This is a genomic window from Microbacterium sp. LWH10-1.2, assembly GCF_038397765.1.
GTDB classification, from domain to species: Bacteria; Actinomycetota; Actinomycetes; order Actinomycetales; family Microbacteriaceae; genus Microbacterium; species Microbacterium natoriense.
The window spans coordinates 2,681,705-2,705,667 of sequence record NZ_CP151638.1 but is presented as its reverse complement, the minus strand read 5'-3'; the positions used below and the strand labels follow the sequence as shown (position 1 = coordinate 2,705,667).

The window sequence follows — 23,963 nt, the reverse complement described above, 5'->3', positions numbered from 1 at the left end:
GGAGCGCATGGAGCTGGCGCGCGACGACCTCACCGCGCTCGCCCGCGGCTATGCGCTCCTCGGATCCGGCGGCGGCGGGTCCACCACGATGCTCGAACTCATGCTCGGCAGCTCTCCGGAGTGGCCGATGCGCATCGCGGCGGCATCCGACCTGGACCCGGCCACCCCGTGCCTCGGCGTCGCCTTCGTCGGATCGACCATGCTGCTGGGGGAGCGGATGCCGGGAGCCGATCCCTTCCTCCCGCTCCTCTCGGCGGTCGAGCGGTGGCTCGGCCATCCCGTGCCCGCGGTCTGCTCGCTCGAGGGCGGCGGTATGAACGGGCTCGCCCCGCTCACTCTCGCCGGGACCCACGTCGTCGTCGACGCCGATTGCACGGGGCGTGCCGTGCCAGGGCTCGATCAGATGTCGCTGTTCGTCGATCACGTGCCTGGGCTGGTCTTCGCGTGCGAGACAGGGGCCGACGGTGTGGCCCTGGTCGAAGCGAAGCGCCCGATCGACGCGGAGAGGGTGGTGCGCTCGGCGATCATCCAGGCCGGCGGCGTGGGCTGCGCCGTGCTCGGCGGGTTCACGGTCGGCGATCTCCGAGAGCACGCGATCGGGGGGCACCTCGCCTACGCGCTCGGTCTCGGGCGCGCATTCCTGGAGTTCGGGCGCGCACCGCTGCCCATCCTCGCGGAGGCGCTCGGCGGCGAGCTCCTCGCGGAGGGCCGGATCGTCTCCGCGGCGCCGTCTCCGACGGATCCTCACGCGAACGCGGTGGAGATCTCCGGGCTCGGCGGCGTCGTGCACAGGGTCGTCACGCACTCCGAGACCCTCGCCGTGCTCGCCGACGGGCGGCTGATCGCCTCGGCGCCGACGATCATCGTGATCCTCGATGCGGTGTCGCGGGAGATCCTCGAGGTGACCGATCTCGGCCTCGCCCGCACCGTCGCGGTGCTCGGCATCCCCGCGCCGGGCTGGTGGCGGGAGCGCCCGGAACGACTCGCGCGTGTGCTCCCCTCGGCATACGGTCTCCTCGGGCTGGATGCCGCATGAACGAGCTGCTGCTGAGCGCCCTCCTGGCGCACGCCGAGAACGGCGGCCTTCGCCTGGTCGCGGGCCCCTCCGATGCATCGTGGTCTGCGGTCTCCGTCGAGGCGGGAGAGGCCGACCTGCGGGAGCACGGTGACGGACGTCTCGCCGTGCTGACCTCTGCGGCGCCCGCCACGACCTGGCAGCAGGACGCGATGCTGCGCCGCGTGCGCGACCGCGGCTTCACCGGGCTCGCTCTTCCCGGAGCGGCCGGGATGGATGCCGGCGCCCTGCGTCTCGCCGATCGGCTCGGACTCACCCTGCTCGACGTCGTGCGTCCGGTGCAGCTCGCGAAGGCGTGCTGGATGCTCATCGAGGCTCGCGACGCGCTCACGCTGAGCCAGGTGCGCAAGGTGGCGCAGTCCTTCGAGTACTCGGCCGACGATCTGGCCGACCTCCTGCGGCACATCGCGGCGAACCTCGGACTCGGTGTCGCGCTCGTCGAGGCGGGCACCGTGATCCACGAGGCCGGAGATCACCTCGATGAGGGGCTCCTCGCCGCCATCGGCTACGACTCCTGGATCGATCGCACGCGCACGACGGCGTTCGCGGCGGCGTCGGTGCGCGTCGACAGCCCGGGGCGCAGCGGTCTTCGTCTGGTCCTGTTCGGTCACGGGCTCAGCGACGCGCAGCTGCTCGCGCTGTCCGTCGCCGCCGAGGTGGCCATGCCGGCCGTCGCGGCGAGACTCCTCATCGACGAGGTCGCGGCCGTCAACGACGTCGCCGTGTCCTCCGGGCTCCTGCGCGACTTCGTCGACATCCGCGGGGCGGCCGACATCGAGGTCGCCCGTCGCATGGCGGAGCGGGGATGGCGAACGTCCGGACACCATCTCGGATTCCGCATGGTCGCCAGAGGCAGGCTCGATCCGTTCTCCCTGTTGCGATCGATCAGCTCCGACCTGGCCGCGGTCGATGCCGAAGCCCATGCCACCACGACGGGCCGCGGCATCGGCGGGTGGCTGACCTTCGCCGACGCGCCGAGCCCTGAGCGGGTCGAGCGCGCCGTCGCGGCCCTGCGCGAGCTGCATGCCGCGGCCCTCCGCGACTTCACGATCGCGACCGGGGTGGGCTCATTGCAGAGCGGCCCGGAAGGTCTCGCGGCGACGTTGGACGAGGCAGCCGATGCGGCGCGCATCGCCGCGGCGCGGTCGGCGACCGGATGGTTCGTGCGCGTCGACAGTCTCGGCCTGGACCAGCTCCTTCTCGCCTGGACGGGCACCGACACCTTCGTGCCGGCCGCTCAGTCCCTGCTCGCTCCGCTGCAGGAAGGCGGCGGCGAACTCCTCTCGACGCTGTCGGCCTACCTGGACAACGAATCGGGCATCGCCGCGACGGCCGCGGCGCTCGGGCTGCATCGCAACACCGTCGCCGTGCGCATCCGCCGTGTCCAGGAGCTCCTCGGGATCGATATGGCCGATCCCGAGGCGCGCCTGGCACTGCATCTCGCATGTCGTGCGGTGCAGCCGCGCTGAGCTGCGCGGATCGCATGGGATGCGGATCGTCGGAAAGGCGCGGGCGACCGGACCGCTCTACGCGGGGTCGCCGTTGAGCATCCAGTTGACGCCGAAGCGGTCGACCAGCATTCCGAACAGGCCGCCCCACGGTGCGACGTCGAGCGGCATCGTGATCGTGGCGCCGTCGGCGAGTCCGTCCCAGACCGCCCGCGTCGCGTCGGCCGACGTTCCGCTCAGCGAGACGGAGAAGCCCTGCGGGGTGACGTAGGGCATGGCGCTCGGCGTGTCCGACGCCATGAGCACGAGACCGTCTGGCGTGGTCAGCTGCGCGTGCATCACGAGGTCCTTCTCGCTCGGATCCTGAAGCATGTCGGGGAACTCCGCGAAGACGTTGACGTCGAGATCACCGCCCAGCACGCCCTGGTAGAACTCCATCGCCTCGCGCGCGTTGTCGCGGAAGGAGAGATAGGGGTTGAGATTCGCCATTGTTGCTCCCAGAGTGAGGTGTTCGACTCGGCCGGCCCCGATGTGCACGCTCAGTCTGCGCCCGTCTCCGGGCGTCTCGCAAGAGGATCAGTCAGAACGAGGTGCGCTTGACGAGGCCGCGGTTCGTGCGGATGTTCTCGTAGTCCCACTGGACCTCGCGAGACGCCGCCAGCCAGCCCGCGAGCGCCGCCGTGTCGATCTCGGTGACGTCGGTGAAGCGCACCTCGGCAGCCTGGAAGGTGCCAGACGGAGCGAGGCCGTCGACGTCGAACGACTGACCCGACCAGAACATCAGCCGCACGGCATCCTTCAGGCGGCTGTACCCGACGATCGGGTTGCCGTCGAGGAACCAGACGGGATGCGCGTGCCACACCTTGCTCACGGCCTCGGGGAGCCCCTGTTCGATCTCGCGCGCGAGCAGCTCGCAAATCTCCCGGTCGCTCGGGGTCTGCCGCGCGTGGTAGGCGTCGATCTCCGCCGCGCGGGTCATTCGCGATCCAGCCCGAAGGTGCGCTTCACGAGCGCCTGTACGTCACGGTCGAGAGCGTCGATGCGGGTGTTCACCGAGTCGAGGCGGGCGTCGACGGCATCGAACTTCGCCTCGAACTTCGCGTCCATCGCCTCGAACCGCCGATCCACCGACTCGAACCGCACGACCATCTCGGTGCGCAGTCCGCCGACCTCCGCGCGCAGGACGCGCACGAACAGCGTCGACACGACCGTCAGCATGCCGAACATCAGGGCGATGAACGCCCCGATCATCGTCCACGTCTGCGGTTCGGTCATGCTGATCACGCTCCCATTCTGGTCGGTGGTCTTCATCCTGCCAATGCTCGGCGGGCGAACACGCGGACGGTGGAGAACTTTCCCTCACAAGCGGGTGTGGAGGAGGAGTGCGCATCGGCCGTGACCGACATCCACCCCGGGGATACGATGGCCCTCGTGACAGACGCACGCCCCGGCATCGCCGAACGCCTCTCGCAGATGATCCAGCTGCCGACGGTGTCGGCCGAGCTCGACCAGCGGGGGAGGGAGCCGTTCGAGGCGTTCGTCTCCCTCATCGCCACGCAGTATCCGCTCGTCCACGAGCGGCTGACTCTCGAGCGGCACACCGACTTCGGGCTCCTGTTCCACTGGAAGGGGAGGGGCGAGACCTCCGACGGACCTCTCGTGCTGATGGCGCACTACGACGTCGTGCCCGTCGACGAGAGCGATGCCTGGACCCATCCGCCCTTCGCCGGTGTGATCGACGGCGGCATCGTGTACGGACGAGGGGCGCTCGACGACAAGGGGCCGCTGATCGTGGTGCTCGAGGCCGTCGAGAACCTGCTCTCCTCGGATTTCACGCCCGCGCGCGACGTCTACCTCAGTTTCGGCGGCAACGAGGAGACCTACGGGCACGCGGCCGAGGAGATCGCGCGGGTGCTCCGTGAACGAGGGATCGTGCCCTGGCTCGTCGTCGACGAGGGCGGTGCGGTCGTGGCGGCTCCGCTGCCCTTCGTCCCTGGGCGGGCCGCGATGATCGGCGTCGGCGAGAAGGGCGTGATGACCCTGACCCTCACGGCGCGCGGCGAGGGTGGGCACGCCTCCGCGCCCCCGGCGCTCACCGCCGTCCGCCGCGTCGCGAGGGCCGTCGACCGGCTCGGCCCGCGGACCTTCCGTCCGCGCGCATCCCGTGCGATCGGACGGATGCTGTCCCAGCTCGCCGACCAGACCCCCGGCCCCGCCCGGCATCTGCTTCGGCTCCTCGGGGGAGCACCGGTGCTCACGGCCCAGCTCTTCGCCGCCCTGGGTGGAGAACCCGCCGCACTCGTCCGCACCACGATCGCTCCGACGATGCAGTCCGGCGGCACCGCGGCGAACGTGCTGCCGTCGCAGGCGTCCGCGACGATCAACCTGCGCATCGCGCTGGGCGGGACGACGCAGCAGGCGGTGCTGCGTGTGCGTCGCCGCATCGCCGACCCTCTCGTGAAGGTCGCCGTCGTCGAGGCCAGCGAGCCCTCGCCCGAATCGCCGACCGACAACGAGCAGTTCGCCCTCCTCTCCGATGCCCTGGCCGCGTCGTATCCGGGCGTCGCCGCGGTGCCGTACGTGATGATGGCGGCCACCGATTCGCGTCATTTCCACCGCTTCTCCCCGGCCGTGTACCGCTTCGCGCCGCTCGACATGTCGAACGCGCAGCGGGCGTCGATCCACGGCGTCGACGAGAACGTCGAGATCGCCGCGCTCGAACGCGGGGAGCGGTTCCACCGTGCCCTCATCGAACGGCTAGGGTGATCTCACCCGCCCTTCTGCTCGCGTCCGTGTTCCGCTCGGGAACCGGCAGGAGCGGAGATCAGACGCCTGAACAGGAGCCGCGATGACGCGCACCCGGACTCTCGGCACCCTCGCGACGGTCGTCGGCTTCCTCGCCTTCGTCGAGTTCACCAGCGGTGTGCTGCAGGGGTACTACACGCCCATGCTCAGCGACATCGCACGCCACCTCGGCATCCACGACGCCGACGTCAACTGGCTCGAGGGCACGCAGCTCATGCTCTCGGCACTCGTCGTCCCGGCTTTCGCGAAGCTCGGCGACATGGTCGGGCACAAGCGGATGCTGCTCATCTCGACGGCTCTCACCGGTGCGGCCGCGCTCGTGCTCCCCTTCACGGACTCGTTCGCGGTGTTCCTCGTCGGGTGGGCGCTCATGGGGTTCTACGTCGTCTGGCTGCCCCTGGAGATCGCGCTGATCTGGTCTCGTTCCCGCCGCATGGAGGGACGCTCGTCCATCACCGCGAAGGCCGCGGGACTCCTCGTCGCCGCACTCGAGGGCGGCGCCATCATCGGTGCGCTCGTCGGCGGCGCGCTCATCGACGTGCTGCCGCTGACCGTCGTGCTGCTGATCCCCGCGCTCCTCATCATCGTCTGCTTCTTCGTCGTCCTGTTCGGGGTGAAGGAGTCGCCCGAGCCCACCGGGGGCGTCTTCGACACGGTCGGCCTCGTGCTGATCTCCCTCGCGCTGATCTGCTTCACGGGCGGGCTCAGCCTCCTGCGTCTCGACGGCGGGCTCGCGAACCCCTGGTCGTGGGCGGTCGTTGCGCTCGGCATCCTGCTCGTGATCCCGTTCGCACTGTGGGAGCTGCGCTGCGGCGACCCGCTGATCGACGTGCGGATGTTCCGCTCCCCGGCGCTCGGCCCCGTGTTCCTCACCGCGGGGTTGTTCGGCGTCAGCGTGCTGGGTGCGCAGGCGCCGCTGTCGACCTTCGCCCGCACCGACCCCTCGGTGTACGGATACGGACTCGGGACGACCGGGTTCGCGACGTCGCTCATCATCGGGGTCTACCTGGTCGCGATGATCGGCGGAGCGCTCCTCTTCCCGGTGGTCGCTCGCCTCGTGACGCCGCGACTCACCCTGATGGGGGCCTCGGTGCTGGTCGGCATCGGATTCCTGCTGTTCCTGCCCTTCCACGACTCCTATGCGCAGGTCATCACCAACATGGTCGTCGTCGGGCTGGGGTCGGGAGCGCTCGTCGCGGCCCTTCCCGCTGCGGCGGCGTCGGCCGCGCCGGCCTCGCAGACGGGCGTCGCCACCGGGCTCACCAACTCGGTGAAGACGGTCGGCGGGGCGATCGCGTCGTGCGTGTTCGGCATCGCCCTGCTGCACGGCGCCGTCGGCGCCGCGTCGGAGGGGACGGCCGGCTCCTTCGCAGGCTACGTCACGGTCTGGGTGGTGTGCGGCGTGACGGCCCTCGCCGCCGCCGTGCTCCTGGTCTTCGTGCCGAAGGAGGCGTTCACCGACCGGGCGGTCGAGACCGAGGCCGCGCCCGCGGTGTGAGCGCCCCGGTTCAGTCGCGCGGGTTGTACATGAACTCCAGGCGGATGCCGTTGGCATCCTCCACGAACGACGCGTAATAGCGCGAGCTGAAGCGCGGATACTCCTTGGGCCCGCGCACGGGGGTCCAGCCCGCGGCCAGGGCGATGCCGTGCAGACGGTCGACCTCTTCGCGGGAGTCGACGGCGTACGCGAGGTGCTGCCAGCCGATGCGGCCGTGCTCGTGCGGACCCGTGGCGTTGTCGCGCGCCGGGTACAGCAGGATCTCGGGCTCGTCGGTCTTGCGCCAGTACGCCAGGTCGTCGGCGTCGTGCGCCCGCGTGTAGCCGAGGGCCTCGAAGACCGGATGGAACTGGGCGGATGCGGCGGGCACGTCGTCGACGGTGATGCCGAGGTGATCGAAGGAGGCCATGAGGACAGTCTGTCGGATGCCCCCGACATCCGGTCGTCGGGCGGGATCGCGAGAACCCCGGGGCTCGACGAGGGGAGAGGTGGGGTGTCGAGCCCCGGGGCGGTCTCTGTTCACGTCTCAGCCGTCGTGGCTCCCGGCGTGACGACGGGCGCGGATCAGAGCGACCCCGAGAGCCAGCAGCGCGAGAGCCGCGCCCCCGGCCACGAGCGGCCCGACCAGATCCAGTCCGGTGTCGGCGAGGCCGCCGGGGCCGGAGTTCTCGCCCTTCTCGGCAGGGGGCGTCGGCTGTTCGGTTCCGCCCGTCTCGTCGTCGACGTGTCCGCCGTCGCCGCGCGGTGTGGTCGCGCTCGACGGCGCCGACTCGACCGGCTCGCCGCCCGGCGTGGTGCCCGCAGAGACCGCCGTGTTGTCGATCGTGTCGAGTGCGAGATCTGCGTCCTGCGTCGTGTAGCTCGCGGTGCAGGTGATCGACTGCCCTGGCCGGAGGGATGCCGCTTCGGGCGGGCATTCCACCGCGGACACCGATCCGGTGCCGCTGAACTCCGTCTCGTCGACCCGGACGTCCGTGAGCGTCACGGTTCCGGTGTTGGTGACGACGAAGGTGTAGTCGATCGTGCTGCCGCTCCAGAACCACGCGGCATCCGTCGACTTCACGATGGCGAGCCCGGGGGCCTGCTCCGAGGTGATCACCGCCGAAGACGGGAGCGAGGTCACCGGGGTTCCGGTGAGCGTCATGCCCGATGCGGTCGCGGTGTTCTCGACGGAGCCCCTGTCGACGTCATCCTGCTGCACCACGTAGGTCGCGGTGCATGTCACGGTCTCGTCGGGGTCGAGAGCGAGCGGTCGCGAGGGACACTCCACCTGCGAGAGCGTGCCGGTGCCGGTGAACGCGGTCTCGTCGACGGTCACGTCGCTCAGCGGGCTGGTGCCGGAGTTGGTGACCTCGAACGAGTACGTGACACGGTCGCCGACCTGGGCCCGCGAGACGTCCGCCGACTTCGTCAGGAGGATCTCCGCCTCGACGCGCGGCGTGTTCGTGAACGTGCAGCGCACGCCCACGCCGTCGGGACGACCCTCGGGAATCGTGACGTCGGCACGAGTGCCTCGGCCGCTCGCGATCCGATCACTGCTGGCGCCATCCAGGCAGGTCCACGACGATCGGTAGCGCTCCGGATCGGTGCCGGTGCCGCTCTCCTCGATCGTGACGACGGAGCCGGGGAGCACCGGGACGAGCACTCGCTCGCGCTGCACGCCCCGCGCAGTGCCGGTCGTCTGCGTGGCGATGTCGCCGAGACCGCTGCCGGATGCCGCGAGGCGCACCTGGTCGGTGTCATCGTCGGATTCCCGGCCCTCGGGGAAGTCCTTCTCGAGCGTAAGGTGGCTCGGGGCGGTGCAGGATGCCAGGTCGACGACGCCGGGCTTCGAGAAGGTCACCGTGCTCGTGACCTCTCCCGACATCGGGTCGATCCGCAGCAGCTCGAGCTCAGTGCTCACGACGAGGAAGCCGTCGCGGTCGAAGGCGGCCCCGTTGATGCCGAGATTCCCGGGGTCTGCGACGGTGAAGCGATGGATCAGCGTGGAGCGCACTGCCGGGGCGGGGTTCCCCTGCCCGAGGATGATGTCTCGGGCGTCCACCACGTAGATCGCCGCTTCCTTCGCGTCACTCATGACGACGTAGAGGTTTCCCTCGTGATCGAAGGCCATGTCGCCGTTCGTTCCTGGAATGGTGGACGGAAACGTGATCCGGACTCGGCCTTCGCGGGCACCGGAGTCGAGCGCGCGTGCATCCAGGTTCAGGGAGCCGCCGTTCGTCGAGCCATGGAAGTACCGTGAGGTCTTCGGGTCCGTTGCGCCGTGCGTCTGGGTGCTCGTCCAGCCGGTGGGCAGATCGACGACATCGACACTCGTGGTCGTTCCGGTCGCGAAATCGTAGGTCTCCATCGCGCCCTTATTCGTCGTCCAGTGGTCGGAACGCATCACATAGGCGAGTCCGCCCGGATGCTCGGGGGTGACGTGCACGCCGAGGGCGTTGAACGTCGAGCGGGCATCGGCCCCCGCGGCGATCTCGCCCACTTCGGTCTGCGCTCCCGTGGCCGTGTCGATGCTCCACAGCGTGCTGCCGGCGCCGTTGGTCGAGTTCATGGCGTAGATGGCGGAGCAGTCGATCGCATCCGCGGCGAAAGCCGGCGCGGGCGAGGCGACTCCGCCGGGAATCGCCACGGCGCCGATGGCGAGGGCGGCCGCCGCGAGACCGGCGGTCCTTCCTCGTCGTGAACGGAGGCCGGGTGGGGCCGCGTGTGTCGATCTGCGGGCTGAACGTGCCATGAGGCAGTCCTCTCTGAGAGTGGGTCGGAGTGCCTCCGGTGCGCGGGGCAACCTCTCAAGGGTGCGGACGCGCGGTGCCGCGTGCGGGTCGTGATCCGTAGTGGGCGAGCGGAACTCAGTAGGCGCGATGCGCGACCGGGTACGTCACACGTCGAACCCGGTGATGCTCAGCGGGAGCGCGGCGTCTGTCGCCGTGGCTCAGAGCCAGGAGAACGCGGAGAGCTCCGCGCGACCGGAGATGCGCAGCTTGCGGAACGCCTTGAGCAGGTGGCTCTCCACAGTGCGGGTGCTGATGTGCAGGTGCTCTGCGATCTCGTGATTGGACTGGCCGTGCGCGGCGAGACGGGCGACTTCGCGCTCGCGATTCGACAGCTGCGCCTGCGTGCTCGAACGGCCCGCTGCCGACACGGAATCGAGGGGATCGCGTCGACCCCGAAGGTCGGCGAGCGCATCGGACAGCTGTGCCGCCGCCACGTCGTCACCGTGCCGCACGGCGATGTCGCGTCCTCGCTCGTACGACGTCGCCGCGTGTTCGAGGCGCTTCTGCTCCTCGAACCACGCGCCCAGGCGCGCGAGCTCCGCATGGTCCTCGCGTGCGACGGCCGCGCGCACATCGAGGATCGGAGTGACGAGGGCGCCCTCGACGCGGATGGCGTCGTCGTCGGCGCTCGCCGTGGGCGGTGCCTGCACGCCGAGCCCCCAGGTCAGCACGCGCAGCATCCCGGCCGCGAGGAGGTAGCCGCGCCTCTCGAGCTCGCTCATCTGCGCGCGGATCTCCCGTTCCGCACCCTCGGCATCGCCGGCGAGGAGTCGGAAGGTGATGTCGGGAAGCGCTGCGACCATGCCGGGCCAGGGGCCGATCGTCACCCCGGTGGCAGTGGCCTGCGCAGCGAGCGATGTCGCCGTGCTGATCCGCCCCGACCTGGCAGCGAGCATCGCCGCCAGCGCCAGTGCTCCCATCTGGCTGCCCTCCTGGCCCAGCCCCGGCTCTCCCAGGGCGAGGAACCTGCCGAGGTGGATCTCGGCGGCGCGGAACCGCCCGAGGGTGATCCCGGAGACCGCGGCGAGATAGGTGTGCCCTCGCAGATTCTCGAGGTCGAGCTCGACCCGGCTCTGCTCGATGTGGGTGACCGCCCAGTCGTGCGCCTCGGCCACATCGCCCCGGCCCAGCAGGGACCAACCGTGCAGCAGGGTGAGCACGCGTCCGAGCTTCGTGGAGGTGTCGTCCGCGTCCACGAGGAGTTCGTGCGCCGATTCGGCGCGACCTCGAAGAAGCAGCGCCGTCGAGAGGACGGACCTGATCGAGTCGTCGGTGGTGGCATCCCGTCCTGACAACGTCGCGAGGCGGTCGATCTGCGCGCGCGTCGCGCCGTCGCCGACGATCTTCAGGTGGGTCGCCCAGACCTCCAGCATCGTCTCGTAGCGGGGCTGGTCGGCGGCGGCGGCCTCGAGGATGTCGAGTGCGGATGCCGTCTCGCCCGCAGCGAGCGCATGCCAGCGCGCCTGGAGGATGCGGAACATCGCGCGCGCTCCGCCGTCCCCGATGCTGGTGGGCGTGCGCTCGAACACCTGGAGCGCCACTGAGGAGTCGTGCTTCCCGTCGAAGAGCGTGAACAGGTAGTTCGTGGCCGTCTCCACGCTCGGGTCGCGCTCCCACGCGCGCCGTCGTGCCGAGAGCTGCGCCGCGTGCCGATCGCGGATGAGCCGCACCAGGGTCATCTCCGCGGCATCCGGTTCGAGCGAAGCGTCCGCAGCGCTTCCGGGGAGGAGCTCGATGCGCGCGGCGGCGTCGTCTGCGGGGCCGAAGCGCTCCTGGATCCTTCTCAGGATGCGGGTGCGCCGCACCGAGGTCGGGCGGTTCTGGAAGTAGTCGGCGACGAGCGGGGGAGTCACGGCGACCGACAGACGTCCGAACGGCTCGATGCTCAGCAGCAGGCTCGCCGATTCGAGCGACTCGATGGCGTGACGGCCGACGAGCTCCTCTGCGGTGTCGATGTCCAGGACGCCCGCGAGCGCGAGCGTCTCGATGGCTTCGAGGTCGTCGGCATCCAGGTGGGCGAGGAGGTGCTCGACCGCTCCGGACATCGAATCGTGCCAGAGCTCGCCGATCGTGGTCCAGGTGCCGTCCTCGAGCGCGATGTGGCCGAACGCGCGCGCCGCCGTGATCATCGCCACGGCCAGGCTGGGGATGCCGGCGGATCGGGTGTACACGCGTCCGACCAGGCCGGTGTCGACGGCGCTCCCGAGCTGCTCGTGGACGAGATCGGAGACGGCCTCGAAGGTCAGCGGACGCAGGCGGAGCTCCGCGGCCTGGCTCACGATCGCATGCAGTCTCTTCGCGGCTCCGTCTCGGGGCGCCGCCGATGTCGTGACGATCGTGGCGCCCGTGCGGGCGTGCACGGCGGCGATGACTCCCCACGATTCCTCGTCGACGAACGGGGCGTCGTCGACGAGGAGCACTGCGCGCGTCCCCGCCGCGCGTTCGGCCAATGCGGCGACCAGCTGTCTGGCCTGAAGCGGTGACGATCCCGTCGGCGTCTCGCCGGCGAGATCCAGTGCGTCGAAGGGGCGGCCGCGAAGCGACTCGATGCCGAGGATCCGGATGGTCGGATAGCCGCGCTGCTCCAGGTGTCCGGCGATCTCGCGCAGCAGCATCGAGCGTCCGCTGCCGTCCGGCCCCACGATGCTGACGCAGGAGCCCGCCGTGATCAGCCTCAGCGCCGAGGCGAGATCGTCAGTCCTGACGAACATCGCTGCTCCGTTCGGCGCCGAAGAGCGGCGGGCGGAGTTCGGGTCGTGGCATGAGGGCATCTCCTGGTTCGGACGTCAGTGTAATCACCGCTCCCGTGACCGCGCAGTATGCTGCTCGGCCCCGAAGACGCAGAGGTGGGCGATGGCATCGCCACCGCCCACCTCTGTGCTCAGTCGCCCTTCACGTTGACGAGCTGCCTGAGCGTGTGCCGGATCGTCACCAGATCGGCGGCATCCGCCATCACCGTGTCGATCGGCTTGTACGCCTGCGGGATCTCATCGATGAAGGCATCCGTGTCCCGGAACTCGATCCCGACCATGGCCTCCCGCAGCTGATCGTGGGTGAACGTCCGCCGCGCGGCCGACCGGGAGTACTCCCGCCCTGCACCGTGCGGAGACGAGTTCAACGACAGCGGGTTGCCGAGGCCCTCGACCACGTAGGACGCGGTCCCCATCGAGCCGGGGATGAGCCCCGGCCGTCCGGCATCCGCCTGGATCGCTCCCTTCCGGGAGACCCACACCTGCTTGCCGAAGTGCTTCTCCGACTCGGTGAAGTTGTGGTGGCAGTTGATCCGCTCCTGCTCGTCCACCGTCGTCCCGAGGAACTCCGACACCTGCCGGACCACCCTGTCCATCATCTCCTCCCGGTTGAGCAGAGCGAAGCGCTGCGCCCACCGGAGCTCCCTGATGTACCGCGTGAACTCGGGCGTGCCCTCGACCAGGTAGGCGAGGTCGGGGTCGGGAAGGTCAATCCACCACTGCTTCGCCAGCCGCTGCGCGACGGCGATGTGGTGGCCGGCGATCCGGTTGCCGACTCCCCGCGAACCCGAGTGCAGGAACAGCCACACCCGGTCGAGCTCGTCGACCGACACCTCGATGAAGTGGTTGCCCGAGCCGAGCGTGCCCAATTGCAGCCGCCAGTTCCCTGCGTAGGACTCCGGATCGAATCCGTTCTTCTCCGCCAGCGCCTCGAGCTCGTCGATCCTCGGCTGCGCCGTGGCGACGATCTTGTTGTTGTAGCGCCCGGCGGAGAGCGGGATGGCCCGCTCGATCTGCTCCCGCAGCTCGGCGAGGTCGCGACCGTCGAGGTCGCTCCTCGTGAACTGCGTGCGGACGGCGATCATCCCGCAGCCGATGTCGACGCCGACGGCGGCCGGGATGATCGCGCCGAGGGTCGGGATGACCGACCCGACGGTCGCCCCCTTGCCGAGGTGCGCATCCGGCATGAGCGCCAGGTGCGGGTGGATGAACGGCATGCGCGCCGTGGTCTTCGCCTGATCGAGTGTCTTCTCGTCGATCAGCGACGCCCACGACAGCAGCCGTGCGGAGAGCCTCTCCATGATTCCTTTCCTTCGTGATGGTCAGCCACAGGTCGGGAGGCACAGAAAAATGCCCCGGACCTGACGGTGCGGGGCATGAGAGCAGCGGATGCTGCTACACGGCGCGCGCCGGAGGGTACGACTCGTGGCGGTCGTTGCGCTTCTGCTGAAGGGCATCGACCGCGGCGAAGGGGAGTTTCCGCAGGGCGGGCATCCGTCGTCTCCTCGGCTGAGTGCTGCGCCGGTCGGCACAGCTTTGCAACATTAGGGGAGATTCGCTGCGTGCGTCAAGCGTCCCGCGGCGGATTGTGCATGAACTCGATGCGGATGCCGTTGTCCTCCTCGACGAAGGAGGCGTAGTACGTGTCGCTGAAGCGCTCGTAGATCTTCGGCTCGCGCACGACCGTCCACCCGGCGGCCACCGCGACGGCGTGCAGTCGATCGACGTCTTCGCGGGAGTCGACGGCGAAGGCGAGGTGCTGCCATCCGACGCGGCCGTGCACGTGAGGACCGGAGTCCGCCTCGCGCGGGGCGAACACGATGATCTCGGTGTCGTCGCCGTGGTGCCACGAGAACCCGCCCTCGGCCTCGACTCCGAGCTCGTAGCCCAGCGCCGTCAGCACAGGATGGAACTGCTCACGTCCTCGGGCGATGTCGTTGACGGTGATACCCAGGTGATCGACGAGTGCCATACGTCCATCGTCGCGCATCGTCGGGCTCTGCCGGAGAACCCGGAGCATCCGCTCGCGTCGCGGCGTGTCGCCGGGAGGCGCGCCGCACCGGCATCCGATGCTCCGGGCTCTCCCATGAGAGCGGGCGAGAGTCTTCCGGCGAGAGCGGGTGAGGTCAGTGCGGGGCGTGGTACTCCGCCTCGCCGCGCTTCCAGTAGCCCTTGACCACGGCGTGGGCGGTGTCGACGCCCCAGCGCTCGAGGAGCGCGCGACCGGGCTTCACGATGGACTGCTCGGCGGCGATGAAGACGAACGGGTCGGCGCCGACGGCATCCGTCAGCCCGTCGATGAGGGTCGTGAGCGCGGAGCCGGAGGGGGCGTCGCCACGGTGCACCCACTCGACGTCGACCGGGGCCTCGATCTCGACCTCGCGGCTCGCCGACACCGTCTCGATGACGATGCGCGCGGGCACGTCGGCGGGGAGCAGCGCGGCGAAGCGGCGGATGGCGGGGATGGCGGTCTCATCGCCGGCGAGGAACCAGGAACCGGGCTGTCCCGAGATGACGGCGGATCCACGGGGACCGCCGACGCCGATCGAGGATCCGAGCGGTGCGGTGGCCGCCCACGGCGCGGCCACGCCCTCGTCGCCGTGCACCGCGAACTCGACGTCGAGCCAGTCCTCACCCCACGCGAGCGGCGTGTACTCGCGGCTCGGGGAGGCGCGCAGCTCCTCGACGGTGTCGACGGGACCCGCAGGGAAGAACAGGCGCATGTGGTCGTCGGAGCCGAGGGAGTCGAAGCCGGCGAGGTCACTGCCGGAGAGGCGGACGCGCACGAAATCGGGGGCCAGCCACTCCCGAGCGGTCAGCGTGACGGTGCGGAAGCGCAGCTCGAGGCCGCGACGCTCGATGGAGAAGCCGGATTTCGTATCGCTCATGAAGTAAGGCTAACCTACATTCGAGGCGAGGATAGGCAACCCTAACTTCGCCCGATCCGGCGCCCTTCGCGCGAAAACCCCCGCAGAACAGGAGTCTCTCCATGTCCATGCCCAGAATCCTCACCGCCACGAGCCTCGGGCTCGTCGGTCTGCTCGCCCTCGCCGGCTGCGCCTCCCCGTCGGCGGAGGCCCCGAACACCGAGAAGCCCGCGGCTGCGGAGGACTACTATCCGGTGACCGTCACCGACCTCGCGGGCAACGAGGTGACCATCGAGAGCGCCGACAGCGTCGCGATCACCGACAACCGCTTCTTCCAGCTCGCCGCAGACTGGGATCTCCCCGTCTCCGTCGCCCCGCTCGACCTGTTCAGCCCGAAGAATCCGCTCAAGGACTCGACCGAGATCCTCAACATCGGCCTTCACACCGAGCCCGACTTCGAGCAGATCGTCGCGGCCGACCCCGACGTCGTGGTCAACGGCTACCGCTTCGGCGGCGAAGAGAACGCCCAGGGCGTGAAGGATGCCGCCCCCGACGCGGCGTTCATCGACATGACGGGTCCGGAGGGGCAGACGGCCGACGAGTTCGTCGTCGAGAGCGTCACCCTGATGGGGGAGGTCTTCAACAAGAAGGCCGAGGCCGAGGCGCTCGTCGAGGAGCTCCACACCGCCATCGAGAAGGCGAAGGACGCGTACGACCCCGAGAAGACGGTCATGGGCCTGGTCACCTCCGGCGGCGAGATCAACTACTCGAACCCCACCGACGGCCGCGGAGCGAGCATCTTCTTCAGCCTGCTCGGGCTCACCCCCGCCCTCGACGCCGCGGGGTCGTCGGACCACACCGGCGACAACGTCTCGCTCGAGGCGCTCGCCCAGGCGAACGCCGACTACCTCCTGGTCCTCGACCGCGACGCCGCGGTGTCGGAGGAAGGCCAGACCGTCGTCCCCGCGCTCGAGCTGATCACCGGTTCCGCCGCCCTCTCCAGCGTCCCGGCCGTGAAGAACGAGGCCATCACGGTGATGCCGGCGGACTACTACCTCACCGAGGACGTCTTCGCCTACATCGCGGTCCTGAACGGGCTCACGGAGATGTTCGACGCGAGCTGACGCGCCGACGCCGACCCGCGCGCCGCTGCCCGACCGCATTCCGGACGTGGCGGCGGCGCGCCCCACTGCCCCGGAGACCCCATGACCTCGACGCCCTCCGCGCCGGTGCCGCGACGGATCACGAACACCGACGCCGTCGCCGCCACCGCGTCACCCCGACGAGACCGCTCCCGCTGGTCCCTGACGTGGCCGCTGCTCCTCGCCGTCCTCCTGACACTCGCCCTCGTGACCGTGTCGATCTTCACCGGCGTCGCCGACATCACAGCGGCGCAGGGCGATGGCCGGGAGTTCCTCTGGATCACCCGCATACCGCGCACCGCCTCCCTCGTCCTCGCAGGGGCGAGCATGGCGATGGCGGGTCTCGTGATGCAGCTGATGACGCAGAACCGCTTCGTCGAGCCGACGACGGTCGGCACCACGGAGTGGGCGGGGTTGGGGCTGCTCGTCACCTACATCGTGCTGCCGGCATCCGGAGTCTTCACGAAGATGGTGATCGCGATCCTCTTCGCCTTCGCCGGGACGCTCGTGTTCTTCGCGTTCCTCCGGCGGGTGACGCTGAAGTCGTCGCTCATCGTGCCGATCGTCGGCATCATGTTCGGCTCCGTCATCAGCGCCGTGTCGACGTTCCTCGCGCTGCGCTTCAATCTGCTGCAGGTGATCGGCGGGTGGTTCATGGGCCGGTTCACCGGGATCGAGATCGGTCGCTACGAGCCGCTGTGGATCGTGCTCTTCGTCGCGGTCGTGGTCGTAATCGCCGCCGACCGCTTCACGGTCGCCGGCCTGGGGAAGGACATCGCCACGAACGTTGGCCTGCACTACGAGCGGGTCGTGCTCCTGGGCGTCGGTCTCGTCGCGATGACCACGGGAGTGGTCACGGTCATCATCGGCGCTCTGCCCTTCCTGGGGCTGATCGTGCCGAACCTCGTGTCGATGGTGCGCGGCGACGACCTGCGCTCGAACCTGCCGTGGGTGTTCCTCACCGGAATCTGGATCGTGACCATCTGCGACCTCATCGGACGCACGATCATCATGCCCTTCGAGGTGCCGATCTCGCTGGTGCTGGGCGTCGTCGGATCGATCGTGTTCATCCTCATGCTCCTTCGGACGAGGAGGACCGGTGTCCGCTGACCTCGTGAACCGCCCGTCCGTGCGGCGCTCCGGGTCCTTCGCCGACCCCGCGCACCGCCTCCGGTACCGGCTCGTGCTGATCGGCCTGATCGTCGGCGCGATCGTCATCACCGCCCTGCTGCTGTGCTGGAACAACCCGTACGCGCTGTTCAGCGAACGGTGGCTGCGCATCTCGGGCATGCGCGTCTCGGCCGTCGTCGTCATCGCGGTCGTCACCTTCTGCCAGGCATACGCGACGATCGCCTTCCAGACCGCGACGAACAACCGCATCATCACGCCGTCGATCATGGGCTTCGAGTCCCTCTACGTGCTCATCCAGACGGTGATCGTGTTCTTCTTCGGCGTCGCAGGATTCAGCGGCGTCACGCCGTTCGCCCGGTTCCTGCTGCAGTCGGCGCTGATGGTGCTCTTCGCCGTGCTGCTCTACTCGTGGCTGCTCTCCGGACGGTTCGGCAACCTGCACGTCATGCTGCTGATCGGCATCATCCTCGGCACGGGGATGGGAGCCCTCTCCACGTTCCTGCAGCAGATGCTCGAGCCGAACGAGTTCGACGTTCTCGCCGCTCGCCTCTTCGGCAGCATCACCAACGCCAAGACCGACTTCCTGTGGTTCGTCATCCCGGTGTGCGCGATCGCCGGAGGGGCGATCTGGATGCTGTCGCGGCGACTGGACCTGCTGTCGCTGGGCAAGGACATCAGCACGAACCTCGGGCTGAACCACAAGCGTCAGGTGATGCTGGTGCTCACGCTGGTCTCGGTGCTGATGGCGATGAGCACGTCGCTGTTCGGGCCGATGACCTTCCTCGGCTTCCTCGTCGCCACGCTGGCCTACGCGATCGCCGACACCTACGACCACCGTCTCCTCCTGCCGATGGCGTGGCTGCTCGGCTACGTCGCTCTCGGGCTCGCCTACTTCCTGCTCAAGCACGTGTTCACTCTCGTCAACGCGGTCACGATCATCGTCGAGCTGCTCGGCGGTCTCCTCTTCCTCCTCATCATCCTCCGAAAGGGGCGACTGTGATCCGCATCAGAGACCTCGTCCAGCGCTACAGCAGTGACACCGAGATCGGCCCCGTCTCGATCGATCTCCCGGCTGGCGGCATCGTCGCCCTCATCGGCCCGAACGGCGCGGGCAAGTCCACCCTGCTCACCATGATGGGACGGCTGCTCTCCCCGGACGAGGGGACCGTCGAGATCGACGGTCTCGACGTGCACCGGGCGCCGTCGAAGCAGGTGGCGAGGATCGTGTCGATCCTGCGACAGGAGAACCACTTCGTCACCAGGCTCACGGTGCGCCAGCTCGTGGGCTTCGGCCGCTACCCGCACTCCGGCGGGCGGCTCACCCAGCTCGACGAGGACAAGATCACCGAGGCGATCGACTTCCTCGGTCTCACGGATCTCGAACAGCGGTTCATCGACGAGCTCTCCGGCGGTCAGCGACAGCGCGCCTACGTCGCCATGGTCCTCGCGCAGGACACCGAGTTCGTGCTGCTCGACGAGCCGCTGAACAACCTCGACATGAAGCACGCCGTGCAGATGATGAAGCACCTGCGCCGCGCCGCCGAGGAGCTGGGCCGCACGATCGTGATCGTGCTGCACGACATCAACTTCGCCGGCCACTACGCCGACCATATCTGTGCGATGAAGGACGGCGCGGTGGTCGAGTTCGGGACCCCGGAGGAGATCATGACCGACGAGGTGCTCACCCGCGTGTTCGACACCCCCGTGCGGGTGATCGAGGGCCCCTCCGGCCCTCTTGCGGTCTACTACTGACGGCCGACGTCGTCGATCTCCCGTGATCTCGCCGGGTGCACGGGATGCCGTCGTCGAGGAGCCGTGCGCGGGGCGGGCTTCCGGTGCGCTCGGCGCGGGTCGCCGCCGCCGGGGAGCGGGATCGGCGGCGGGTCAGAGCTCGATGCCGTGGTCCTCGTCGTTCACGCCCTCGTTGTGCCCCCGGCGGGACTCGAAGCCGAGGAACCAGCCGAACCACACGATGACCGCGAGCAGCACTCCGAGCCACACGTTCTCGAAGATGAGGCCGACGACGACGCCGATCACCAGGAGTCCGGCGGAGATGAGCAGGCGGAAGCCGGTGCGCGGGGGCGTCTTCATGCCCTCAGCCTAGGGGGCGATCAGCGACCGCGGTGGTCCTCCGGCGAGAGCCGAGGGCCCCGCCGCGGCTCGCGCACGCCGCTCGCGGAGATCAGCCGGATCACACGCTGGCGGTGACCAGCCCAGGGGGCGAGCAGCTCCAGCATCCCGTCGTCGTCGGTCCGAGAGCCGGTCAGCGCGTAGCCGATCTCGTGGGCCAGGTGATAGTCGCCCACGCTCACGGCATCCGGGTCGCCGAGGGCGCGGATGCGGGTTTCGGCCGAGGTCCAGAGGCCGATTCCGGGGAGGCTGGTGAGCACGCGATCACGGTCGGCCCCGGTCGCTGCGGCGATCAGCGCGCGACGGATGCTGTCGCCGCGCTCCGCCACGCGGACGAGCGTCTTCGACTGCGGCGGCTGCACGCCCGCGCTGTGCCAGGCCCACGACGGGATGCGGCGCCAGCCCTCCACCGAGGGGGCGGCGTGCATCGGCCGCGGCGTCGGACCAGGAGCGGGTTCGCCGAAGCGCGTCACCAGCACGCGCCACGCGCGGAACGCCTGCAGCCCCGTCACCTTCTGCTCGAGGATCGCGCAGGCCAGTGCGTCGAAGACCTGGTCCGTCCTGGCGAGGCGCAGCGACGGATGGCGGCGGGCGGCCTCGGCGACGAGGGGATGATGCGACGCGTCGAAGCCGGAGTCATCGTCATGGGATCCGCACAGCGCGGGCACGGTGTCGAGGGCGGCGGCGGCGCCAAGGCCCCACGCGGTCGCCCTGATCTCGCCGGAGGATGAGCGCAGTGCGAGAGTGGCTGTGCCCGTCGCCGTGCGCAGGGCGCGCCAGATCACCGGGCCGTCGTGCACCATGGTCGGGTCGCCCGGCCCTCGGCGGAGCACGCCGACGGTGGAGCGGAGGTCGACGGGGCGCGCGGGGCGGTAGACGGTCTCGAGCGGTGCGCCGGATGCCGCGGCATCCGATTCGGGAGCTGCCGTCACGGTCATGCGATCACCCTACGCGGCGGTTCCGACGTCGTGAGTCCCGACATCGTACGCCTCGAGCTCGTGCGCAGAACTCCGGAGAATCCCGGGAAAGCGACGCGTGAACCGAACGGACCCCCGGAAGGCCTGCGCCCCGACTCAGAAGCGGTCGGGCGAGGGGGTGCCGTGGCCGTAGCGGATGACGACGTCGGCGTGCCGGTCGAAGCGGTAGCCGATGCCGCGCACGGTGCGGACGATGTCCTCGTAGCGACCGAGCTTGGCGCGGAGGCGACGCACGTGCACGTCGATCGTGCGCTCGCCGGGGGTCTCGTCGTCCTGCGCCTGCCAGAGCGCGGAGACCAGCTCGCTGCGCTCGATCGTGCGGCCCTCGCGGAGGACGAGGTACTGCAGGAGCTCGAACTCCTTGTAGGTGAAGGACGCGGACTCGCCGTCGATGAGAACGCGCTTGCGGGAGATGTCGACGACGACTCCGCCCTCTTCGTCGGTCACGTCCTCCTCGGCGGCGGCCTTGGTGCGGGCGATCGCGCCGGGCTCCTGCAGGGCGAGGCGTACGACATCGAGGTCGCGGCCGCCGGAGCCGTGCGGGGCGAGCGCCACGGTGGCGTGCGTCTCGGCACCGGGAGCGAGCTCGGCGAGGGTGCGACGGAGGGCGTCGACCAGGAGCGGAAGGCTGACCCCGGCCTCGGCGGCCTTGATCTCGTCGAGGCCGACGTACAGGGCGAAGCCACGGGGCGAGCGGACGGCGGGGAGGTCGGCGGCCAGCGGCGCGGTGGCGGCCTGCGGGCGGACGGATGCGGCGGGACGCTCGAGAAGGGCGGTGTTCGACATGATGATGAGTCCTCAGGACGTGAGCCGATGCGGCTCTGATGCGTTGCATGAATGACCGGCGGCGCCGGGAGAGCGAGCAAGGGTGGATGCTCGGAGACACCGACCTCGCAGATCGCGAAGGGTCAGGTCAGGCGGGGTGGCTGTTCGTTCAGCGACACATTCGGCAACACATGCCAACGCGACCGGGCATCATCATCCCGGCAGTCCTGTTCGCCTCCTGGGCGGACAAAGGGCGTGCGTTGGTGGTCATGGGGGGATTATGTCGGAAGAAGTCTGCGCGTGTCAAAACGACCACCGGGCCCCGGGGCGGGCGTAACGTTGCTCAGATGGTGCTCCCGCATGCGATAAAAGGCTTCAGCTTCACGGATGAGAAGGACGCGTCGCGCTACACGCTCCTGCACGACGGCGAGCTCGTGAGTGTGCTCGACTACCGCGACGACGGGCGTACGGTCGCGCTGACCAGAGCCTTCACGATCCCGACTTTCCGCGGAAAAGGGTACGCCGCGAAGGTCGTGGAGGGCGCTGTCGCCGACCTCGAGTCCCGGGGGGATCGCAAGGTCGATCCGGTCTGCTGGTACGTTGCGGACTGGTTCGCCGCGCACCCCGAGCACGTGGATCTGCTCCGTACACGATGATCCGGCTTCTGTGACACTGTGTTACGACGCCGTCCGCACGTGCACCCCGAGGAGATGACCGGATGAAACTCGCCGAAGCGCTCACCGCGAGAGCCGATCTGCAGCGCAGGATCGAGCAGCTCCGCTCCCGCATCACCGCGAACGCGCGCTATCAGGAGGGCGAGGAGCCGGCGGAGGACGCCGCGGCGCTCATCGTCGAGGCGGACGCCGCGCTGGAGCGCCTCCAGGAGCTGATCCGCCGCATCAACGCGACCAACTCCCGGCTCGATCTCGGCGCGGACGGCACGATGACAGACGCGCTCGCGGCTCGCGACGTGCTGCGCCTGCGGCATTCGCTGCTCGCGGACGCGGCGTCGGCGGCCTCCGGGTCCGCCGGGATGTTCCGGCAGATGCGCTCCGAGCTGCGGCAGGTGGCGGCTCTTCCCGTCGCGACGCTGCGCGAGAGGGCGGATGCCGTCGCCGTCGAGCTGCGGGAGCTGGACAACCGCATCCAGCAGGCGAACTGGACGAGCGACCTGGAGGAGTAGAGCGGCAGTCGGTAGCCACGACGAAGCGGGCACAACCCCTGCCGGTGGGGCAAGACCGGCCCTTGTCGGGCGGAGGGCAGCCCAGATCCCGTATCGCGCAGCCCCGCACCCCGCACAGGTGACAGCGCACAGCGCATCTCGCATCACCGCGTGCCGATCGTCATGGCGAGGGTGGGCCAGGGGACCTTTCGCTCTCTCATTCAGGATCGCGTCCGGCACGCCTCGGACGTGATGTCGGAGGCCCTCCGTACCGTGAGGGTATGCGAATCCTGCACACCTCCGACTGGCACATCGGCCGCACCTTCCATGGCAACTCGACCATGGATGCGCTGGCCGAGGTCTTCGGGGCGCTCACGGAGCAGGTTCGCGAGAACGACGTCGACGTCGTGGTGGTCGCAGGCGACGTGTTCGACTCGGCGACGCCGGCTGCGGCCGCGTACACGCTCCTCGGCGACGCGCTCGTCGCGCTGCACGAGACGGGAGCCCGCGTCATCGTGACGAGCGGCAACCACGACTCGGCCGCGCGGCTCGGGTTCCAGGCCAGGCTCCTGCGCGACGGCATCGACGTGCTCACCGATCCCCGTGCGATCGGTGACCCCGTCACGGTGCACGATGCCGACGGCCCCGTGCACTTCTTCGGCATCCCGTACCTCGAGCCGGCGATCGTCCGCCAGCACTGGCCGGAGGCGCAGCTGCGCACTCAGGCCCAGACGATGGCGCACGCCATGGGGCTGGTGCGCGAGGGCATCGACCGGCACGAAGGGCGCTCGGTCGCGATCGCGCACTGCTTCGCGGCGGGCGTCGACGTCACCGCCGGCCTCGAGCGCGAGGTCCGCCAGGGCGGTCTCGACGTGGTCCCGCTCGAGGTCTTCGACGGTCCCGACTACGTGGCGCTCGGGCACATCCACGGTCGTCAGCAGGTGAGCGAACGCGTGCGCTACTCGGGGGCGCCGCTGCACTACAGCTTCGGCGAGCAGCACAAGCCGCGCGGCTCCTGGCTGGTAGAGCTCGACGCCGACGGCCTGGCGTCCGCCGAGTGGCTCGATCTGCCCGTGCCCCGCGCACTCGTGACGCTCACCGGTACTCTCGACGAGATCCTGTCGGTCGAGAACGTCGCCGCGCACGCCGAAGACTGGGTGTGCGCGATCTACACCGACGCCGTCGCACAGGCAGAGCCGATGCGCCGTCTGCGTGAGCAGTATCCCTTCTGCGCGATGGTGCAGCATCAGCCCTCGGTGAGCGCCGAGGTCGATGAGCGCTCCTATTCCGAGCGCCTGCGGATGGCCGTCACCGACACCGACCGGATCGAGGCCTTCCTGCAGCACGTCCGGGCAGGGCAAGGGGCGTCTGAGCGAGAGAGCGAGCTGATCCGCGAGATCCTCGACGATCGTGCGCGGACCGAAGCACTGGTCTGAGCG

At 69.6% G+C, this 23,963-nt stretch carries 23 protein-coding genes; 11 read left to right on the top strand and 12 right to left on the bottom strand.

Annotation, left to right across the window (positions count from 1 at the left end; translation table 11 throughout):
- Positions 1–7: 7 nt before the first annotated feature.
- Complete coding sequence (locus tag MRBLWH10_RS12895; RefSeq protein WP_341940166.1) at positions 8–1,036, top strand: DUF917 family protein; 1,029 nt, start codon at positions 8–10, stop codon at positions 1,034–1,036.
- The gene (locus MRBLWH10_RS12890) at positions 1,033–2,544 is read left to right on the top strand and encodes a helix-turn-helix domain-containing protein (protein ID WP_341940165.1); all 1,512 of its coding nucleotides are present in this window, start codon (positions 1,033–1,035) and stop codon (positions 2,542–2,544) included. The genes MRBLWH10_RS12895 and MRBLWH10_RS12890 overlap by 4 nt, the downstream gene beginning before the upstream one ends.
- A 57-nt stretch (positions 2,545–2,601) precedes the next feature.
- Here MRBLWH10_RS12890 and MRBLWH10_RS12885 read toward each other — a convergent pair whose 3' ends face one another.
- The 3 genes from MRBLWH10_RS12885 to MRBLWH10_RS12875 all read right to left on the bottom strand — a co-directional run bounded on the left by MRBLWH10_RS12885 (position 2,602) and on the right by MRBLWH10_RS12875 (position 3,798).
- Positions 2,602–3,012 carry a VOC family protein gene (locus tag MRBLWH10_RS12885; RefSeq protein WP_341940164.1) on the bottom strand — a complete coding sequence of 137 codons (411 nt, stop codon included), beginning with the start codon at positions 3,010–3,012 and terminating at the stop codon, positions 2,602–2,604.
- Between the two features lie 91 nt (positions 3,013–3,103).
- Positions 3,104–3,502 (bottom strand): DUF1801 domain-containing protein, encoded by a 399-nt coding sequence (locus MRBLWH10_RS12880; RefSeq protein WP_341940163.1) that lies wholly within the window; start codon positions 3,500–3,502, stop codon positions 3,104–3,106.
- Positions 3,499–3,798 carry a hypothetical protein gene (locus MRBLWH10_RS12875; RefSeq protein WP_341940162.1) on the bottom strand — a complete coding sequence of 100 codons (300 nt, stop codon included), beginning with the start codon at positions 3,796–3,798 and terminating at the stop codon, positions 3,499–3,501. Before MRBLWH10_RS12875 ends, MRBLWH10_RS12880 begins: the two co-directional genes overlap by 4 nt.
- Positions 3,799–3,954: 156 nt before the next feature.
- Here MRBLWH10_RS12875 and MRBLWH10_RS12870 point away from each other — a divergent pair, with 156 nt between their 5' ends.
- Both MRBLWH10_RS12870 and MRBLWH10_RS12865 read left to right on the top strand, forming a co-directional pair.
- Positions 3,955–5,289, top strand: coding sequence for a M20/M25/M40 family metallo-hydrolase (locus MRBLWH10_RS12870; RefSeq protein ID WP_341940161.1), 1,335 nt, complete (start codon positions 3,955–3,957; stop codon positions 5,287–5,289).
- 82 nt (positions 5,290–5,371) lie between these two features.
- Entirely contained in the window at positions 5,372–6,826 is a 1,455-nt protein-coding gene (locus MRBLWH10_RS12865; RefSeq protein WP_341940160.1) for an MFS transporter, read from the top strand.
- A gap of 10 nt (positions 6,827–6,836) precedes the next feature.
- Here the strand turns inward: MRBLWH10_RS12865 and MRBLWH10_RS12860 are convergent, their stop codons facing one another.
- From MRBLWH10_RS12860 to MRBLWH10_RS12835, 6 genes are all read right to left on the bottom strand, one after another.
- Positions 6,837–7,235: a VOC family protein gene (locus MRBLWH10_RS12860; RefSeq protein ID WP_341940159.1), complete on the bottom strand. Its 399-nt coding sequence runs from the start codon at positions 7,233–7,235 to the stop codon at positions 6,837–6,839.
- 117 nt (positions 7,236–7,352) lie between these two features.
- Positions 7,353–9,560 carry a hypothetical protein gene (locus MRBLWH10_RS12855; RefSeq protein WP_341940158.1) on the bottom strand — a complete coding sequence of 736 codons (2,208 nt, stop codon included), beginning with the start codon at positions 9,558–9,560 and terminating at the stop codon, positions 7,353–7,355.
- Positions 9,561–9,758: 198 nt separating this feature from the next.
- The gene (locus MRBLWH10_RS12850) at positions 9,759–12,311 is read right to left on the bottom strand and encodes a LuxR C-terminal-related transcriptional regulator (protein ID WP_341940157.1); all 2,553 of its coding nucleotides are present in this window, start codon (positions 12,309–12,311) and stop codon (positions 9,759–9,761) included.
- Between the two features lie 170 nt (positions 12,312–12,481).
- Positions 12,482–13,651: an RtcB family protein gene (locus MRBLWH10_RS12845; RefSeq protein ID WP_341940156.1), complete on the bottom strand. Its 1,170-nt coding sequence runs from the start codon at positions 13,649–13,651 to the stop codon at positions 12,482–12,484.
- A 266-nt stretch (positions 13,652–13,917) separates the two neighbouring features.
- Positions 13,918–14,322, bottom strand: a complete 405-nt coding sequence (locus tag MRBLWH10_RS12840) for a VOC family protein (protein WP_341940155.1) — start codon at positions 14,320–14,322, stop codon at positions 13,918–13,920.
- A gap of 154 nt (positions 14,323–14,476) precedes the next feature.
- Positions 14,477–15,238: a siderophore-interacting protein gene (locus tag MRBLWH10_RS12835; RefSeq protein ID WP_105675456.1), complete on the bottom strand. Its 762-nt coding sequence runs from the start codon at positions 15,236–15,238 to the stop codon at positions 14,477–14,479.
- Positions 15,239–15,339: 101 nt separating this feature from the next.
- Here MRBLWH10_RS12835 and MRBLWH10_RS12830 point away from each other — a divergent pair, with 101 nt between their 5' ends.
- The 4 genes from MRBLWH10_RS12830 (at position 15,340) to MRBLWH10_RS12815 (ending at position 19,242) form a co-directional block, all read left to right on the top strand.
- On the top strand, positions 15,340–16,341 hold the full coding sequence (locus MRBLWH10_RS12830; RefSeq protein ID WP_341940154.1) for an ABC transporter substrate-binding protein: 1,002 nt from the start codon (positions 15,340–15,342) through the stop codon (positions 16,339–16,341).
- 81 nt (positions 16,342–16,422) lie between these two features.
- Positions 16,423–17,469, top strand: a complete 1,047-nt coding sequence (locus MRBLWH10_RS12825; protein ID WP_341940153.1) for an iron chelate uptake ABC transporter family permease subunit — start codon at positions 16,423–16,425, stop codon at positions 17,467–17,469.
- Complete coding sequence (locus MRBLWH10_RS12820; RefSeq protein ID WP_341940152.1) at positions 17,459–18,490, top strand: iron chelate uptake ABC transporter family permease subunit; 1,032 nt, start codon at positions 17,459–17,461, stop codon at positions 18,488–18,490. Before MRBLWH10_RS12825 ends, MRBLWH10_RS12820 begins: the two co-directional genes overlap by 11 nt.
- Positions 18,487–19,242 (top strand): ATP-binding cassette domain-containing protein, encoded by a 756-nt coding sequence (locus tag MRBLWH10_RS12815; RefSeq protein ID WP_341940151.1) that lies wholly within the window; start codon positions 18,487–18,489, stop codon positions 19,240–19,242. The genes MRBLWH10_RS12820 and MRBLWH10_RS12815 overlap by 4 nt, the downstream gene beginning before the upstream one ends.
- 132 nt (positions 19,243–19,374) lie before the next feature.
- On the opposite strand, the gene MRBLWH10_RS12810 is transcribed toward MRBLWH10_RS12815, so the two are convergent.
- From MRBLWH10_RS12810 to MRBLWH10_RS12800, 3 genes are all read right to left on the bottom strand, one after another.
- Positions 19,375–19,581 carry a hypothetical protein gene (locus MRBLWH10_RS12810; RefSeq protein WP_105675463.1) on the bottom strand — a complete coding sequence of 69 codons (207 nt, stop codon included), beginning with the start codon at positions 19,579–19,581 and terminating at the stop codon, positions 19,375–19,377.
- 20 nt (positions 19,582–19,601) lie between these two features.
- The gene (locus MRBLWH10_RS12805; protein WP_341940150.1) at positions 19,602–20,558 is read right to left on the bottom strand and encodes a DNA-3-methyladenine glycosylase 2 family protein; all 957 of its coding nucleotides are present in this window, start codon (positions 20,556–20,558) and stop codon (positions 19,602–19,604) included.
- 135 nt (positions 20,559–20,693) lie between these two features.
- Positions 20,694–21,383: a winged helix-turn-helix domain-containing protein gene (locus MRBLWH10_RS12800; protein WP_105675466.1), complete on the bottom strand. Its 690-nt coding sequence runs from the start codon at positions 21,381–21,383 to the stop codon at positions 20,694–20,696.
- Between the two features lie 326 nt (positions 21,384–21,709).
- Here MRBLWH10_RS12800 and MRBLWH10_RS12795 point away from each other — a divergent pair, with 326 nt between their 5' ends.
- From MRBLWH10_RS12795 to MRBLWH10_RS12785, 3 genes are all read left to right on the top strand, one after another.
- Positions 21,710–22,018 carry a GNAT family N-acetyltransferase gene (locus MRBLWH10_RS12795; RefSeq protein WP_341940149.1) on the top strand — a complete coding sequence of 103 codons (309 nt, stop codon included), beginning with the start codon at positions 21,710–21,712 and terminating at the stop codon, positions 22,016–22,018.
- A 62-nt stretch (positions 22,019–22,080) separates the two neighbouring features.
- Positions 22,081–22,545, top strand: coding sequence for a DIP1984 family protein (locus tag MRBLWH10_RS12790; protein ID WP_341940148.1), 465 nt, complete (start codon positions 22,081–22,083; stop codon positions 22,543–22,545).
- A 260-nt stretch (positions 22,546–22,805) separates the two neighbouring features.
- Positions 22,806–23,960, top strand: coding sequence for an exonuclease SbcCD subunit D (locus tag MRBLWH10_RS12785; protein WP_341940147.1), 1,155 nt, complete (start codon positions 22,806–22,808; stop codon positions 23,958–23,960).
- Positions 23,961–23,963: the final 3 nt, after the last annotated feature.

Excerpts from the sequence above, each read along its gene's own strand:
- MRBLWH10_RS12895 (WP_341940166.1), top strand. The coding sequence starts at position 8 with ATGGAGCTGGCGCGCGACGACCTCACCGCGCTCGCCCGCGGCTATGCG.
- MRBLWH10_RS12890 (WP_341940165.1), top strand. The coding sequence starts at position 1,033 with ATGAACGAGCTGCTGCTGAGCGCCCTCCTGGCGCACGCCGAGAACGGC.
- MRBLWH10_RS12885 (WP_341940164.1), bottom strand. The coding sequence starts at position 3,012 with ATGGCGAATCTCAACCCCTATCTCTCCTTCCGCGACAACGCGCGCGAG.
- MRBLWH10_RS12880 (WP_341940163.1), bottom strand. The coding sequence starts at position 3,502 with ATGACCCGCGCGGCGGAGATCGACGCCTACCACGCGCGGCAGACCCCG.
- MRBLWH10_RS12875 (WP_341940162.1), bottom strand. The coding sequence starts at position 3,798 with ATGACCGAACCGCAGACGTGGACGATGATCGGGGCGTTCATCGCCCTG.
- MRBLWH10_RS12865 (WP_341940160.1), top strand. The coding sequence starts at position 5,372 with ATGACGCGCACCCGGACTCTCGGCACCCTCGCGACGGTCGTCGGCTTC.
- MRBLWH10_RS12860 (WP_341940159.1), bottom strand. The coding sequence starts at position 7,235 with ATGGCCTCCTTCGATCACCTCGGCATCACCGTCGACGACGTGCCCGCC.
- MRBLWH10_RS12855 (WP_341940158.1), bottom strand. The coding sequence starts at position 9,560 with ATGGCACGTTCAGCCCGCAGATCGACACACGCGGCCCCACCCGGCCTC.
- MRBLWH10_RS12850 (WP_341940157.1), bottom strand. The coding sequence starts at position 12,311 with ATGTTCGTCAGGACTGACGATCTCGCCTCGGCGCTGAGGCTGATCACG.
- MRBLWH10_RS12845 (WP_341940156.1), bottom strand. The coding sequence starts at position 13,651 with ATGGAGAGGCTCTCCGCACGGCTGCTGTCGTGGGCGTCGCTGATCGAC.
- MRBLWH10_RS12840 (WP_341940155.1), bottom strand. The coding sequence starts at position 14,322 with ATGGCACTCGTCGATCACCTGGGTATCACCGTCAACGACATCGCCCGA.
- MRBLWH10_RS12835 (WP_105675456.1), bottom strand. The coding sequence starts at position 15,238 with ATGAGCGATACGAAATCCGGCTTCTCCATCGAGCGTCGCGGCCTCGAG.
- MRBLWH10_RS12830 (WP_341940154.1), top strand. The coding sequence starts at position 15,340 with ATGTCCATGCCCAGAATCCTCACCGCCACGAGCCTCGGGCTCGTCGGT.
- MRBLWH10_RS12825 (WP_341940153.1), top strand. The coding sequence starts at position 16,423 with ATGACCTCGACGCCCTCCGCGCCGGTGCCGCGACGGATCACGAACACC.
- MRBLWH10_RS12810 (WP_105675463.1), bottom strand. The coding sequence starts at position 19,581 with ATGAAGACGCCCCCGCGCACCGGCTTCCGCCTGCTCATCTCCGCCGGA.
- MRBLWH10_RS12805 (WP_341940150.1), bottom strand. The coding sequence starts at position 20,558 with ATGACCGTGACGGCAGCTCCCGAATCGGATGCCGCGGCATCCGGCGCA.
- MRBLWH10_RS12800 (WP_105675466.1), bottom strand. The coding sequence starts at position 21,383 with ATGTCGAACACCGCCCTTCTCGAGCGTCCCGCCGCATCCGTCCGCCCG.
- MRBLWH10_RS12795 (WP_341940149.1), top strand. The coding sequence starts at position 21,710 with ATGGTGCTCCCGCATGCGATAAAAGGCTTCAGCTTCACGGATGAGAAG.
- MRBLWH10_RS12790 (WP_341940148.1), top strand. The coding sequence starts at position 22,081 with ATGAAACTCGCCGAAGCGCTCACCGCGAGAGCCGATCTGCAGCGCAGG.
- MRBLWH10_RS12785 (WP_341940147.1), top strand. The coding sequence starts at position 22,806 with ATGCGAATCCTGCACACCTCCGACTGGCACATCGGCCGCACCTTCCAT.